The organism is Halomonas terrestris, from assembly GCF_049166755.1.
In the GTDB taxonomy this organism is placed as follows: domain Bacteria; phylum Pseudomonadota; class Gammaproteobacteria; order Pseudomonadales; family Halomonadaceae; genus Halomonas.
In genome coordinates this window covers 1-13418 of record NZ_JBMHFZ010000023.1, presented here as the reverse complement: position 1 = coordinate 13418, position 13418 = coordinate 1, and the positions used below count along the sequence as shown (strand labels likewise).

Sequence of the window (13418 nt, the reverse complement as noted above, 5' to 3'; positions counted from 1 at the left end):
GCTTACATCAGCACGATGTCGTACTGCTCCTGGGAATAGTGGATCTCGACCTGGAAACGGATGGTCTTGCCGATGAAGGCTTCCAGGTCGGCCACCGCCGCCGATTCCTCGTCGAGCAGCCGATCGACCACCGACTGGGAGGCCAGCACCATGTAGGTTTCGGGGCCGTAGGCACGCTCCTCGCGCAGGATCTCGCGGAAGATCTCGTAGCAGACGGTCTCCGGGGTCTTCAGGGTACCCCGCCCGTGACAGGTGGCACAGGGCTCGCAGAGGGTCTGCTCGAGGCTCTCGCGGGTTCGTTTGCGGGTCAGCTGTACCAGGCCGAGCTCGGTCACCCCGGTGCACTTGGTCTTGGCGTGATCCCGCTCCAGCGCCTTTTCCAGCACCCGCAGCACCTGGCGCTGGTGCTCCGGCTCCTCCATGTCGATGAAATCGATGATGATGATGCCGCCAAGGTTGCGCAGCCGCAGCTGCCTGGCGATGGAAGTGGCGGCCTCGAGGTTGGTCTTGAAGATGGTCTCCTCGAGATTGCGATGCCCCACGTAGCCACCGGTGTTGACGTCGATGGTGGTCATCGCCTCGGTGGGATCGATGACCAGGTAGCCGCCCGACTTGAGCTGCACCTTGCGACCCAGCGCCTTCTGGATCTCGTCCTCGACGCTGTAGAGGTCGAAGATCGGGCGCTCCCCGGCGTAGTGCTCGATGCGCTTCACCGCATCGGGCATGAACTCCTCGGCGAACTCGACCAGCTTGACGTGGTTCTCGCGGGAGTCGATGCGCACCTTCTCGATCTCGTCACGCATCACGTCACGCAGGGTGCGCATGAACAGCGGCAGGTCATCGTAGATCACGCTGGGAGCCGATGCGGTGACCTTGCGCTCGCTCACCTTGCGCCACAGCCGCAGCAGGAAGTGCATGTCGCTGGCCAGTTCCTCGCTTCCCACCCCCTCGGCGGCGGTGCGCACGATGAAGCCACCGCTGACCTCCAGCTGCTGTCCGGCCTGGGCCTCCTCCAGCATGCCACGCAACCTGTCGCGCTCGCGCTCGTCCTCGATGCGCTGGGAGACGCCGTGATGGGGCGAGTCGGGCATGTAGACCAGGTAGCGGGAGGGCACCGAGAGGTGGGTGGTCAAGCGGGCGCCCTTGGAGCCGATCGGATCCTTGGTCACCTGCACCACCAGCGCCTGCCCCTCGTGGAGCAGCGCCCCGATGGAGACCTGCTCCTCGGCCGGGGTGCCCGGCGGCATCACCTCGTGGGCGTGGATGAAGGCGGCCCGGTCCAGGCCGATGTCGACGAAGGCCGCCTGCATGCCCGGCAGCACGCGGACCACCCGGCCCTTGTAGATGTTGCCGACGATGCCCCGGCGTCGCGAGCGCTCGATGAAGGCCTCCTGCAGTACGCCGTTCTCCACCACGGCTACTCGGGTTTCCATCGGCGTCAGGTTGATGAGTACTTCACCGCTCATGCGGAAATCCTTGTCCAGAGGTCTTTGAGAACATTATGACATAGCCCCGGACGACATAGACCCGGATGACTCGCCCCGGTACCAGAGCGGCACGCCCTGGCGCGCCAGCAGCGCGGCGGTCTCGAACAGCGGCAGCCCCACCACCGCCGAGTGACTGCCCTCGATGCGCGCGACGAATACCGCGGCCAGTCCCTGGATGGCATAGCCACCGGCCTTGTCGGCGGGCTCGCCGGTGTCCCAGTAGGCGTCGATCTCGGCATCGCCGATCACGCGCAGGAACACCCTTGTCGTGACGCAGGCCTCGAGCAGCCCCTCGGGACCTGTCACTGCCGCCGCGGTGAGTACCTCGTGGTCGCGCCCCGACAGCGAGCGCAGCATGGCAGCCGCGTGTTCCCGGTCGCGGGGCTTGCCGAGGATCTCGCCGTCGCGCACCACGGCGGTATCCGAGCCGAGGGTCGGCAGCGTCGCGTCACGCGCTCCGGCCAGGGCCTTGGCCCGTGCCAGGCGGGTCACGTAGTCGGCGGGCGACTCGCCGGGCAGCGGCGTCTCGTCCACGTCCACCGGGCACACCTCGACGGGCACGCCGATCGAGGCCAGCAGCTCGCGACGCCGCGGCGAGGCCGAGGCAAGGCGGAGATGTGCGGTCATGGCGCCTCCATCAGTCTCGGGCCATCCGACGTCCCAGGGCCTCGAAGAGCGTGGTCAGCCAGGGCCACAAGACGGCACCGATCAGCGAGGGCAGCAGGAACGACAGGTGAATGGAAAAGGGGCCCAGCAGGGTGCGCAACCACTGCTCGGCGAGTTGTACGGTGCCGAGCAGGACGAAGATCAGCACCGCCTGCTGCAGCAGCGAATAGGCGCGGAAGCGCGGGTAGACCAGCGCACAGAGGAAAGCCAGCAGCGAGAAGATCAGCGCATTCTGGCCCAGGGTCACCCCCTCGATCAGGTCGAGCAGGATGCCCAGCACGAAGCCGTGCACCACGCCGACTCTCAGCGGCGCCTTCATGCACCAGTAGATGAGCATCAGGCCCAGCCAGTCCGGGCGCCAGATCTGCCAGCCATCGGCAAGCGGCATCACCTGCAGGCAGAGCGCCAGCAGCAGGGTGAGCCAGATCCAGAGCAGGCTGGCAGGCGACGACGTGGCCATCAGGGCTCCTCCTCGTCACTGGCTGCACCGACCAGCCGGCGAGCCGCCTCCATCGCCTCGGTGGAGAGCTCGTGGTCCCAGCCCTGCTCCCCCGGCACCGGGGCGGGGGGCGGCGGGAACAGCAGCAGGAAGTGGCGAGAGCGCTGCAGCTGGGCCACCGGGGTGGCGGTGACCCGAGCGAAGGGCTGGCCCGGGTCATGGACCACCTCGGCGACCCGCGCCACCGGATAACCCGCGGGGAAGCGCCCGGCCAGGCCCGAGGTGACCAGCAGGTCGCCCTCGCGGATGTCGGCGGTATCGGGGACGTGCAGCACGCTCAAGGCGTCGTAGCGTCCCGCGCCCTGGACGATGAAGCGCAGGCCATTGCGATTGACCTGGACCGGCAGAGCGTGGCTGGCGTCGGCCAGCAGCAGGACACGGCTGGAGTAGGCCGACACCGCGGTGATCTGCCCGACCAGACCCGAGGCATCCATCACCGGCTGACCGACGTAGACGCCGTTGCGACGCCCGCGATCGATCACCATCTGGTGGGAAAAGGGGTCGGAATCCAGCGACAGCAGTGCGGCCGTCATGAAGGGGACGTCGTTCCGGTCGGCCGCCGACAGCAGCTCGCGCAGGCGCACGTTCTCGGCCGTCAGGCTGGCCATGCGCTGCACCCGGTGGGAGAGCGTCAGGATCTGCTCGCGGAGCCGGCGGTTCTCTTCCACCAGCGCCCGCTGGTCGGAGAGCGCCAGCGAGCCCCAGTTGAGGACATCACTGGGCACGCTGACCACCCACTGGATGGGCGCCACCAGGGTGGAGAGCTGGGCACGGACGTTCTCCATGCGAGTAAAGCGCGTATCGACGAACATCAGCGCCGCCGCTGCCAGTGCGCACAGCAGCATGCGATAGACGGGCAGCGGTCCGTGCGAAAACAGCGGCTTGATAGAGAATCCCTCCGCGTTGCCCCGGCGTCAGTCGCTGGACAGCAGTTCGAAGGTATGCTGGTCGATCATCTCCAGGGCCTTGCCGCCGCCCCGTGCCACGCAGGTCAGCGGATCCTCGGCGACGATCACCGGCAGGCCGGTCTCCTCGGCGATCAGCTTGTCCAGGTCCCGCAGCAGGGCCCCGCCGCCGGTGAGCACCAGGCCACGCTCGGCGATATCGGAGGCCAGTTCCGGGGGCGACTGCTCCAGGGCGTTCTTCACCGCGGCGACGATGGAGGCCAGGGTCTCCTGCAGGGCATCGAGGATCTCGTGGGAGTTGAGGGTGAAGCTGCGGGGAATGCCCTCCGCCAGGTTGCGGCCGCGCACGTCGATCTCGCGCAGCTCGCCGCCCGGGTAGGCGCAGCCGATCTCCTCCTTGATGCGTTCGGCGGTGGCCTCGCCGATCAGGCTGCCGTAGTGACGACGAACGTAGCCGGTGATCGCCTCGTCGAAGCGGTCGCCGCCGACGCGGATGGATTCCGAGTAGACGATGCCGTTGAGCGAGATGATGGCGATCTCGCTGGTGCCGCCGCCGATGTCCACCACCATGGAGCCCTGGGCTTCCTCGACGGGCAGGCCGGCCCCGATGGCCGCGGCCATGGGCTCCTCGATCAGGAACACCTCGCGGGCCCCGGCCCCTTCGGCCGACTCCTTGATGGCGCGCCGCTCGACCTGGGTCGACATGCAGGGCACGCAGACCAGCACGCGCGGGCTCGGTGTCAGGAAGGTGCTCTGATGGACCTTGCGGATGAAGTGCTGGAGCATCTGCTCGGTCACGGTGAAGTCGGCGATCACGCCATCCTTCATCGGCCGGATGGCGGTGATGTTGCCGGGGGTCCGGCCCAGCATGCGCTTGGCGTCGGAACCGACCGCGGCGACGCTGCGCATGTTACCGGACTGGCGTATCGCCACGACCGACGGCTCATCGAGCACGATACCGCGACCGCGCACGTAAATCAGCGTATTGGCCGTGCCCAGGTCGATCGACAGATCGCTGGAGAACAGCCCCCTCAAGCGTTTGAACATGGAAGTCGTTACCTAGTGCAGTCCGGGAACCCTGTGCGGATGCAAACGGTATCACCGCGGCCCCCCAGCGGCAAGCGAAAGGCCGTGGCATGGCGCACCCCGCGGGCCTGCCAGCGGAACGCCGGATGTGGTACATTTTGCGGTCATTTCCATGACCCACCCCGTTCGAGGAATCCTGATCATGGCGCTTGAACACGCAGAGGTGATGCGGGCCGCCCAGCTGGCCCGACTCGGCCTGAACGACGACGAGGCGGCCCGTTACGTGGACGACCTGGGCCGTATCCTGGCGATGGTCGACCAGCTGCAGAGCCTGGACACCGAGGGCGTCGCCCCTCTCGCCCACCCGCTGGACGCCACCCAGCGGCTGCGCGCCGACGAGGTCACCGAGACCAACCGCCGCGACGACTTCCAGCGTTGCGCCCCGGCAGTCGAGAAGGGCCTGTACCTGGTTCCCCGGGTAGTGGAATGACCCATCCGGCACCTTCCGTTCACGGCAAGCCTTCAGGGAGCCAACGGCCTCATGCATGACAAGACACTCAGCGAACTCGCGGCCGGCCTCGACGCCGGCGAGTTCTCCAGCCGCGAGCTGACCCAAGCCCTGCTCGCGCGCATCGACCGCCTCGACGGCGATCTCAACAGCTTTATCACCGTGACCGCCGAGCAGGCCCTCGACGCCGCCGACCAGGCCGACGCCGCCCGCGCCGCCGGCAATGCCGGCCCGCTGACCGGCCTGCCCCTGGCGCTCAAGGACATCTTCTGCACCAACGGTGTCAGGACCAGCTGCGGCTCGAGGATGCTCGACAACTTCGTCGCCCCCTACGACGCCACCGTGGTCGAGAAGCTCACCGCCGCCGGCACCGTGAGCCTGGGCAAGACCAACATGGACGAGTTCGCCATGGGCTCCTCCAACGAGAACAGCCACTACGGGCCGGTGAAGAACCCCTGGGACGCCTCGGCAGTGCCCGGCGGCTCCTCCGGGGGCAGTGCCGCCGCGGTGGCCGCCGGCCTGGTGCCCGCCGCCATGGGGACCGACACCGGCGGCTCGATCCGCCAGCCGGCGGCCTTCTGTGGCATCACCGGCCTCAAGCCCACCTATGGGCGGGTCTCGCGCTACGGCATCATCGCCTACGCCTCCAGCCTCGACCAGGCCGGCCCCATGGCCCGCACCGCCGAGGACTGCGCCCGGCTGCTGGGCGCCATCGCCGGCCATGACCTGCGCGACTCCACCAGCGTGGCCCGGGGCGTACCCGACTACACCGCGGAGCTCGAGGCGCCCCTGACCGGGCTGAAGATCGGCCTGCCGCGGGAATACTTCGGCGACGGCCTCGACCCCGAGGTGGAAGCCGCGGTACGTGAGGCGGTCAAGGTGTACGAATCGCTGGGCGCCAGCGTGCGCGAGGTGAGCCTGCCGCACACCCACTACGCCATCCCGGCCTACTACGTGATCGCCCCGGCGGAGGCCTCCTCGAACCTGTCGCGCTACGACGGGGTGCGCTTCGGCCATCGCTGCGACCACCCCAGCGACCTGATCGACCTCTACGAGCGCTCCCGCGCCGAGGGCTTCGGCGAGGAGGTCAAGCGGCGCATCCTGATCGGCACCCACACCCTCTCCGAGGGCTTCTTCGACGCCTACTACAAGAAGGCCCAGCAGGTCCGCCGCCTGATCCGCCAGGACTTCCTCGACGCCTTCGAGGAGGTGGACGTGCTCATGGGGCCGACCTCGCCGACCCCGGCCTTCGACCTGGGGGCCAACAAGGACCCGGTCTCCATGTACCTGCAGGACATCTACACCATCGCCGTGAACCTGGCCGGCATCCCCGGCATCAGCGTGCCGGCGGGCTTCGTGGGCAAGCGCCCCGCGGACGGCCGCCCCGCGGAAGGCCGCCCCGTGGGCCTGCAGATCCTGGGCACCCACTTCGCCGAGCCCCGCCTGCTCAACGTCGCCCACCGCTTCCAGCAGGCCACCGACTGGCACCGCCGCCGCCCGGCCATCGCCGAGGAGACCCTCTGATGCAATGGGAAACCGTGATCGGACTGGAAGTCCACGTCCAGCTCGCCACCCGCTCCAAGATCTTCTCCGGGGCCTCCACCGCCTTTGGCGCCGAGCCCAATACCCAGGCCTGTGCCGTCGACCTGGGGCTGCCCGGGGTACTGCCGGTGCTCAACGAGGCTGCCGTGGCCATGGCCGTGCAGTTCGGCCTGGCGATCCACGCCGAGATCCCCGAGGTCTCGGTGTTCGACCGCAAGAACTACTTCTACCCGGACCTCCCCAAGGGCTACCAGACGAGCCAGATGTACCACCCCATCGTCGGCCCCGGCGAGGTGGAGATCACCCTGGACGACGGCAGCACCAAGCGCGTCCGGGTCCATCACGCCCACCTCGAGGAGGATGCCGGCAAGTCGCTCCACGAGGACTTCCACGGCATGACCGGGGTCGACCTCAACCGGGCCGGCACGCCGCTGCTGGAGATCGTCTCCGAACCGGACATGCGCTCGGCCAAGGAGGCGGCCGCCTACCTCAAGGCGATCCACTCGATCGTCACCTACCTGGGGATCTCCGACGGCAACATGGCCGAGGGCTCGATGCGCTGCGACGTCAACGTCTCGGTGCGCCCGGCGGGCCAGGCCGAGTTCGGCACCCGCGCCGAGATCAAGAACGTCAACTCCTTCCGCTTCGTCGAGCGCGCCATCGCCTTCGAGGTTGAGCGCCAGGTGGAGCTCCTCGAGGACGGTGGCCAGGTGGTCCAGGAGACTCGCCTGTACGATCCCGAGCGCGACGAGACCCGCAGCATGCGCACCAAGGAGGAGGCCAACGACTACCGCTACTTCCCCTGCCCCGACCTGCTGCCGGTGGTGCTCGACCAGGCCTACGTCGATCACCTGCGCGACAACCTGCCGGAGCTGCCCGCCGACAAGCGCGCCCGCTTCGAGGGCGAGCTGGGCCTCTCCGCCTACGACGCCGGGGTGCTCTCGGCCAGCCGCGAGATGGCCGAGTACTTCGAGGCGGTCAAGGAGGCCTGCGGCGATGCCAAGCAGGCCGCCAACTGGGTGCAGGGCGAGCTCTCCGGCGCCCTCAACCGCGAGGGCCTGCCGATCCAGGACAGCCCGGTCTCGGCCGCCCAGCTCGGCGGGCTGGTCGCGCGGGTGATGGACGACACCATCAACGGCAAGGCGGCCAAGCAGGTGTTCCAGGCGCTGTGGAACGGCCAGGGCCAGACCGCCGACGAGGTGATCGAGGCCAAGGGCCTCAAGCAGGTCACCGACAGCGGCGCCATCGAGGCGATGATCGACCAGGTGATCGCGGACAGCCCCGCCCAGGTGGCCCAGTACCGCGACGCCGAGCCCGACAAGCGCGGCAAGATGATCGGCTACTTCGTCGGCCAGGTGATGAAGGCCTCCCGCGGCACCGCCAACCCCCAGCAGGTCAACGCCCTGCTCAAGCAGAAGCTGGACGCGCTCTGCTGATGGCCGGGCGCACGGGCGGCACCAAGGTAGAGGGAGGCCGGCATGTCGGATGATGTGGGCGCGCGGCTGCGCGCGCTGCGTACCCTGCGCGGCATCTCCCAGCGGGAGCTGGCCAAGCGCTGCGGGGTGACCCACTCCAGCCTGTCGCTGATCGAGCAGGGCAAGGTCAGCCCCTCGGTCAGCTCGCTGAAGAAGATCCTCGACGCCATTCCCATGAGCGTCGGGGACTTCTTCACCATGGACCTGGAGAACGGTCGCCGGGTGTTCTATTCGGCCGAGGACCTGGCCGACGTGGGATCGGGGGACGTCATCTACAAGCTGGTGGGCGCCGATCGCCGCGACCGGGCGCTGGCCTTCATGATCGAGACCTACCCCCCCGGCGCCGACACCGGCCGCGAGATGATCGCCCACCAGGGCGAGGAGGCCGGCGTGGTGCTGGAGGGCGAGATCGAGATCACCATCGGCGCCGAGTCCCGCCTGCTGGGCCCCGGCGAGGCGTACTACTTCGAGACCAACGTGCCCCACCGCTTCCGCAACCCGGGCAGCGAGCCCTGCCGCCTGGTGAGCTGCGCCACCCCGGCCCGGGCGTTCTGACACCGCACGGCGTCAGCCCTTCTTGAGCTTCTCGATCTCCGCCCGCAGCGCCTCTGCCTCCTCGGTGAGCGAGGCGTTGGCGCGCATGTCGCCGTTGCGGGCGGCATGCATCGCCTGCTCGAGCTTGCGCTCGTAGACCTTCTGCAGCTTCTTCGTCGGGTCACGCTTGAAGAGTCCGAGCATGTCCTGCCTCCTGTCCGGGAACCTCTCCACAGGTTACGCCAATATTTATACGATTCCTATACGAATGCATATTATAAGTATAATCCATAGGAGGTACTTGCCTGTTCCGCGTCGGTGCCGCATCCTTGTCTCAGGGCCCGACAGACAAGACAAGAGGCCATCTGCAGGTTTCCGAAGGGAGAGCGTTGCCGAGGGCGATATCCCATGCCCATCGCAGCGGACGCGGTGCATTTCCCGAAGGAGGACATGACATGAAGATTCGTACCCTGATTCCCCTGGCCCTGGCCATCGGGCTGCTGCCTCTGGCCGTGATGGCCCAGGAGGCCGGCGACGACGAAGTTGTCGTGGAGGAGAGTGAACCCGCCGCCACGCAGCAGGCCCAGGAGAGCCTGGACGGCGTACGGGAAGACGCTCCCGAGGAGGCCGGGTTCGGCCTCGACACCGCCAGCGAGGCGGTGACCGAAGGTGGCGTCGACGGCCAGGCCGTCAGCGGCACCGCCAGCGACGGGCGCAGCACAGAGGCCCGTGACTCGGCCGGCGACAATGCTGACGGCGGCATGGGCGGCGGTAACGCCGGTGGTGCCGGCGGCGCTGGTGGTGCCGGCGGCGCTGGTGGTGCCGGCGGCGGTGGTGCCGGCGGCGGTGGTGCCGGCGGCGGTGGTGCCGGCGGCGGCGGTGGTGCCGGCGGCGGCCGCGGCTGATCGCCCCCCGCCCCCGATGACGAGGCCGGCGCCCATGGCGCCGGCCTTGTCATTTCCGCTGTCGCTGCCCGGACGCCACCTTGGTCATCGCCATCCCGTGAGGTATCGTCTGGCGAGTGCCTCCCGTCACGAGCCGCCCATGAAACCGACCCCGCCGCCCACCGGCGACCTCGACCGCGACTTCCTTGCCGGCCGCGGCAGTGCCGGCTGGCACCGACACCTGGCCGGCCTGATCCAGGCGGCAGCCACCCGGGAACTCCCCACCCGGCTGGAGCAGACCCTGAGAGCGCTGGTTCCCTTCGACACCATCCTGATCAACACCTACCACGGCCGCCAGCGGCCACTGCTGATCCACGACGACTACCCCGCGGAGCATCGCGCACAGGGAATCGACCGCTATCTCAGCGAAGCCTACCTCCTCGACCCCTTCTTCACCGCGGTGCGCGAGGGCCTCGACCGCGGCGCCCACCGGCTGCGGGAGCTGGCACCGGACCGTTTCGAGTCGAGCGACTACTATGCCCACTACTACCGTGCCCTGGGGCTGGTGGACGAGGTCGGGCTCTTCGCCCGGGTGACCGGAGAGGTGGTGATCGTGGTGTCACTGGGCTTCCGGACAGACATGCCGCTCAAGCGACGGGCGCTGCAGGCGCTGCGCAACGTCTCGCCGGTCATCGAGGCCCTGCTGGTCGACTACTGGAAATGGCAGGGCGGGCAGTTCCAGCAGCGCCTGGAGGCGCAGGCCCCGGTGGAGGCCGCCTTCGCCAGCTTCGGTGCCGGGGTGCTCACCACCCGGGAGCAGGAGATCGTGCGCCTGCTGCTGGCCGGCCACTCCACCAAGTCGGCCGCCCGGGAACTCGAGATCAGCGACGGCACCGTCAAGGTCCACCGCAAGCACATCTACCAGCGCCTCGAGGTCTCCAGCCAGTCGCAGCTGTTCCGGCTGTTCCTCGACCACGTGGCGCTGGTCTCGCGCCAGTGCAGCGGTTGAACTACTCAGCATCGCCCGTCAGCTGACGGCGCTGCGGTTGGCGCGCTCCAGCATGGCCATCATGGTTCGACCAGAGCCGCTGGCCGTCGATGGAAACCGCCATGGGAGCCTCCGTTGTCCTTGTGAATGGTGCTTGTTGCTTGCTGCGCAATGGTCACCACCTTAGACGCCCCCCCGAGTGGGCCGATATACCCCAATCAGGATATACCGGCGACTCCCTCGCCCTGACTAGGCTGGCCCTGTCGGTCACCCCGAAACACCCAGAGAGGAGCTGCCCCATGACAACGACAGCGCCCCCCGCTCACCCCGCCCGGCCGTTACGGCACCGTGGATCGGGTAGTGGCCATCCTCGACGAGACCTTAGCCTCGACCATCGCCGCCGTCATCTTCCTGATGGTCGGCCACCTGTGAGACCCGTCATGAACCAGCCAATGATCGAACACGCCGCCGCCGCGGCCACGCCCCGGTCCCTGGGCTTCGCCATGCCCGCCGAGTTCGCCCCCCACGACGCCTGCTGGATGCTCTGGCCACAGCGTCCCGACACCTGGCGCTATGGCGCCAAGCCGGCCCAGCAGGCCTTCGCCGAGGTGGCCTGCGCCATCGCCGAGAGCGAGACGGTGTTCGTCGGCGTCAACGACGACCAGTACGAGAACGCCCGCCACCAGCTGCCCGCCCCTATCCGCGTGGTGGAGCTCTCCAGCAACGACGCCTGGATGCGCGACATGGGCCCCACCTTCCTGACCCACCCGGATGGCCGACTGGCCATGGTGGACTGGGAGTTCAATGCCTGGGGCGGCCTCGCGGGCGGGCTCTACTTCCCCTGGGACAAGGACCGGCGCATCCGCACCAAGATCGCCGAGATGCTGGGCATCCCGCGCTTCGCGGCGCCGGTGGTGCTGGAGGGCGGCGCCATCCACGTGGACGGCGAGGGGACCCTGATCACCACCGAGGAGTGCCTGCTCAACGCCAACCGCAACCCGGAGATGGGCCGCGAGGCGATGGAAACGGTGCTCCGCGACTATCTGGGCATCGAGAAGGTGATCTGGCTGCCCCGGGGCTGCCACCTGGACGAGACCGACGGCCATGTGGACAACCTCTGCTGCTTCGTCGCCCCGGGTCAGGTGGCCCTGACCTGGTGCGGCGACGACGCGGACCCCCAGGCCGCCATCTCCCGGGAGGCCCTGGCCGTGCTGGAGGCCGCCACCGACGCCCGGGGCCGCCCGCTCACCGTGCACAAGCTGCCCCAGCCCGGCCCGCTGCATATCGCCGAGGACGAGGCCAGCGGCATCGACCGCCTCAGCCACTCGCACCCGCGTCGCCCCGGCGACCGCATGGCCGGCTCCTACGTCAACTTCTACATCGGCAATGCGGTGGTGGTGATGCCCTTACTCGACCCCGCCCTTGACGACGCGGCCAAGGCGATCCTCCAGGGGCTCTTCCCCGACAAGCGGGTGATCGGCGTGCCGGCCCGGGAGATCCTGCTGGGTGGCGGCAACATCCACTGCATCACCCAGCAGCAGCCACGGCCCTGACGACAGGCCTCCGCACGACGACGCCGGCCCGGGGGCCGGCGTCGTCGTGCGGCTCAGGCTCCCCCGGATCAGGTCGCCAGCGATATCCAGACGCTCTTGAGCTCCGAATACTCCTCCAGGGAGTGGTGCGACTTGTCGCGGCCGTTGCCCGACTGCTTGACGCCGCCGAAGGGCATGGTCTGGTCGCCGCCGGCCCAGTTGTTGACGAACACCTGGCCGGAGTGGAGGCGGCGTGTCACGCGCATGATGCGGTCGATGTCCTGGCTCCACAGGCCCGCCGCCAGGCCATACACGCTGTCGTTGGCCATGGCCACCGCCTCCTCCTCGCTGTCGAAGCCGAACACCGCGAGCACCGGACCGAAGATCTCCTCGCGGCCGATGGTCATCTGCGGCGTCACCCCGTCGAAGACGGTCGGCGGAATGAAGTAGCCGCCCCTCTCGAGGGCCGCGCCGCCGGCACGCAGCCGGGCGCCCTCCTCCACTCCCTGGCGGATATAGTCCAGGATGCGCCGGTGCTGGGCCTCGTCGACGATGGCGCCCATGAAGCTGGCCGGGTCGAGGGGGTCGCCGGGCTGCATGGTCTCGGCGGCTTCGAGGACCTTCTCGACGAAGGCGTCGCGGATCGAGTTCTCCACCAGCAGGCGGGAGCCGGCGATGCACACCTCGCCCTGGTTGTGGAAGATCGCCGCAGCGGCGCGCCTGGCCACCCGGTCCAGGTCCCTGCAGTCGGCGAAGACGATATTGGGGGACTTGCCGCCGCACTCCAGGTAGAGCCGCTTGAGGTTGGACTGCCCGGCGTACTGCATCAGCTGCTTGCCGGTGCCGGTGGAGCCGGTGAAGGCCAGGCAGTCGACCTCCATGGAGAGCGCCAGCGCCTTTCCCACGGTGTGGCCGAAGCCGGGCAGCACCTGGAAGACGCCCCGCGGCAGGCCCGCCTCCTTGGCCAGCTGCGCCAGGCGCAGCGCCGAGAGCGGCGACTTCTCCGAGGGCTTGAGGATCACGCTGTTGCCGGCGGCCAGCGCCGGGGCGATCTTCCAGGCGGTCATCATCAACGGGAAGTTCCACGGCACGATGGAGGCCACCACGCCCAGGGGCTCGCGCAGCACCAGCGCCAGGCTCTCCTCGCCGGTGGGCGCCACCTCGCCGTAGAGCTTGTCGATGCACTCGGCCTGGTAACGGATGCAGCCGATGGCCCCGGCCATGTCGCCCAGCGAGCTGCCCACCGGCTTGCCCATGTCCAGGGTATCGAGCAGCGCCAGCTCATGCTTGTTGGCCTCCATCAGGTCGGCCAGGCGCAGCAGCACCTTCTTGCGACGCCCCGGCGCCAGGCGCGACCAGGCGCCGCCGTCGA

14 protein-coding genes are annotated in these 13418 nt (G+C 68.8%); 7 read left to right on the top strand and 7 right to left on the bottom strand.

All coding sequences use genetic code 11. From position 1 onward, the window contains the following. Positions 1-2: 2 nt before the first annotated feature. The 5 genes from rng to ACOMD9_RS17910 form a co-directional block, all read right to left on the bottom strand. Positions 3-1466 (bottom strand): ribonuclease G, encoded by a 1464-nt coding sequence (gene rng / locus ACOMD9_RS17930; protein ID WP_421417345.1) that lies wholly within the window; start codon positions 1464-1466, stop codon positions 3-5. A 33-nt stretch (positions 1467-1499) separates the two neighbouring features. After that, a complete protein-coding gene (locus ACOMD9_RS17925) occupies positions 1500-2114 on the bottom strand; it encodes a Maf family protein (RefSeq protein WP_421417344.1) in 615 nt (204 codons plus the stop codon). Positions 2115-2124: 10 nt separating this feature from the next. Continuing rightward, positions 2125-2613, bottom strand: a complete 489-nt coding sequence (gene mreD, locus ACOMD9_RS17920) for a rod shape-determining protein MreD (RefSeq protein ID WP_421417343.1) — start codon at positions 2611-2613, stop codon at positions 2125-2127. Then, complete coding sequence (gene mreC / locus ACOMD9_RS17915; RefSeq protein WP_421417342.1) at positions 2613-3497, bottom strand: rod shape-determining protein MreC; 885 nt, start codon at positions 3495-3497, stop codon at positions 2613-2615. The genes mreD and mreC overlap by 1 nt, the downstream gene beginning before the upstream one ends. Before the next feature lie 69 nt (positions 3498-3566). After that, a complete protein-coding gene (locus ACOMD9_RS17910; RefSeq protein WP_421417341.1) occupies positions 3567-4604 on the bottom strand; it encodes a rod shape-determining protein in 1038 nt (345 codons plus the stop codon). Between the two features lie 181 nt (positions 4605-4785). Here ACOMD9_RS17910 and gatC point away from each other — a divergent pair, with 181 nt between their 5' ends. From gatC to ACOMD9_RS17890, 4 genes are read left to right on the top strand one after another with little or no spacing between them, the layout of a single operon-like run. Then, positions 4786-5073 carry an Asp-tRNA(Asn)/Glu-tRNA(Gln) amidotransferase subunit GatC gene (gatC, locus tag ACOMD9_RS17905; RefSeq protein ID WP_421417340.1) on the top strand — a complete coding sequence of 96 codons (288 nt, stop codon included), beginning with the start codon at positions 4786-4788 and terminating at the stop codon, positions 5071-5073. A 51-nt stretch (positions 5074-5124) separates the two neighbouring features. Further along, positions 5125-6615 carry an Asp-tRNA(Asn)/Glu-tRNA(Gln) amidotransferase subunit GatA gene (gene gatA / locus ACOMD9_RS17900; protein ID WP_421417339.1) on the top strand — a complete coding sequence of 497 codons (1491 nt, stop codon included), beginning with the start codon at positions 5125-5127 and terminating at the stop codon, positions 6613-6615. Further along, positions 6615-8069, top strand: a complete 1455-nt coding sequence (gene gatB / locus ACOMD9_RS17895; protein WP_421417338.1) for an Asp-tRNA(Asn)/Glu-tRNA(Gln) amidotransferase subunit GatB — start codon at positions 6615-6617, stop codon at positions 8067-8069. The genes gatA and gatB overlap by 1 nt, the downstream gene beginning before the upstream one ends. A 42-nt stretch (positions 8070-8111) precedes the next feature. Continuing rightward, on the top strand, positions 8112-8663 hold the full coding sequence (locus ACOMD9_RS17890) for a cupin domain-containing protein (RefSeq protein ID WP_421417337.1): 552 nt from the start codon (positions 8112-8114) through the stop codon (positions 8661-8663). Positions 8664-8675: 12 nt separating this feature from the next. On the opposite strand, the gene ACOMD9_RS17885 is transcribed toward ACOMD9_RS17890, so the two are convergent. Beyond that, the gene (locus tag ACOMD9_RS17885; protein WP_421417336.1) at positions 8676-8846 is read right to left on the bottom strand and encodes a DUF6435 family protein; all 171 of its coding nucleotides are present in this window, start codon (positions 8844-8846) and stop codon (positions 8676-8678) included. 251 nt (positions 8847-9097) lie between these two features. On the opposite strand from ACOMD9_RS17885, the gene ACOMD9_RS17880 reads away from it, so the two are divergent. The 3 genes from ACOMD9_RS17880 to aguA all read left to right on the top strand — a co-directional run bounded on the left by ACOMD9_RS17880 (position 9098) and on the right by aguA (position 12067). Continuing rightward, the gene (locus tag ACOMD9_RS17880; RefSeq protein WP_421417335.1) at positions 9098-9547 is read left to right on the top strand and encodes a hypothetical protein; all 450 of its coding nucleotides are present in this window, start codon (positions 9098-9100) and stop codon (positions 9545-9547) included. Positions 9548-9563: 16 nt separating this feature from the next. Further along, complete coding sequence (locus ACOMD9_RS17875) at positions 9564-10535, top strand: helix-turn-helix transcriptional regulator (RefSeq protein WP_421417403.1); 972 nt, start codon at positions 9564-9566, stop codon at positions 10533-10535. A 419-nt stretch (positions 10536-10954) separates the two neighbouring features. Beyond that, positions 10955-12067: an agmatine deiminase gene (gene aguA, locus ACOMD9_RS17870; RefSeq protein ID WP_421417334.1), complete on the top strand. Its 1113-nt coding sequence runs from the start codon at positions 10955-10957 to the stop codon at positions 12065-12067. A 68-nt stretch (positions 12068-12135) separates the two neighbouring features. Here aguA and ACOMD9_RS17865 read toward each other — a convergent pair. Then, on the bottom strand, positions 12136-13418 hold a 1283-nt coding region (locus tag ACOMD9_RS17865), incomplete at its 5' end, for an aldehyde dehydrogenase (protein WP_421417333.1).

What these genes read in the sequence shown, in the direction of transcription:
- rng (WP_421417345.1), bottom strand. Translation starts at nt 1,466, where the DNA reads ATGAGCGGTGAAGTACTCATCAACCTGACGCCGATGGAAACCCGAGTA.
- ACOMD9_RS17925 (WP_421417344.1), bottom strand. Translation starts at nt 2,114, where the DNA reads ATGACCGCACATCTCCGCCTTGCCTCGGCCTCGCCGCGGCGTCGCGAG.
- mreD (WP_421417343.1), bottom strand. Translation starts at nt 2,613, where the DNA reads ATGGCCACGTCGTCGCCTGCCAGCCTGCTCTGGATCTGGCTCACCCTG.
- mreC (WP_421417342.1), bottom strand. Translation starts at nt 3,497, where the DNA reads ATGCTGCTGTGCGCACTGGCAGCGGCGGCGCTGATGTTCGTCGATACG.
- ACOMD9_RS17910 (WP_421417341.1), bottom strand. Translation starts at nt 4,604, where the DNA reads ATGTTCAAACGCTTGAGGGGGCTGTTCTCCAGCGATCTGTCGATCGAC.
- gatC (WP_421417340.1), top strand. Translation starts at nt 4,786, where the DNA reads ATGGCGCTTGAACACGCAGAGGTGATGCGGGCCGCCCAGCTGGCCCGA.
- gatA (WP_421417339.1), top strand. Translation starts at nt 5,125, where the DNA reads ATGCATGACAAGACACTCAGCGAACTCGCGGCCGGCCTCGACGCCGGC.
- gatB (WP_421417338.1), top strand. Translation starts at nt 6,615, where the DNA reads ATGCAATGGGAAACCGTGATCGGACTGGAAGTCCACGTCCAGCTCGCC.
- ACOMD9_RS17890 (WP_421417337.1), top strand. Translation starts at nt 8,112, where the DNA reads ATGTCGGATGATGTGGGCGCGCGGCTGCGCGCGCTGCGTACCCTGCGC.
- ACOMD9_RS17885 (WP_421417336.1), bottom strand. Translation starts at nt 8,846, where the DNA reads ATGCTCGGACTCTTCAAGCGTGACCCGACGAAGAAGCTGCAGAAGGTC.
- ACOMD9_RS17880 (WP_421417335.1), top strand. Translation starts at nt 9,098, where the DNA reads ATGAAGATTCGTACCCTGATTCCCCTGGCCCTGGCCATCGGGCTGCTG.
- ACOMD9_RS17875 (WP_421417403.1), top strand. Translation starts at nt 9,564, where the DNA reads ATGACGAGGCCGGCGCCCATGGCGCCGGCCTTGTCATTTCCGCTGTCG.
- aguA (WP_421417334.1), top strand. Translation starts at nt 10,955, where the DNA reads ATGAACCAGCCAATGATCGAACACGCCGCCGCCGCGGCCACGCCCCGG.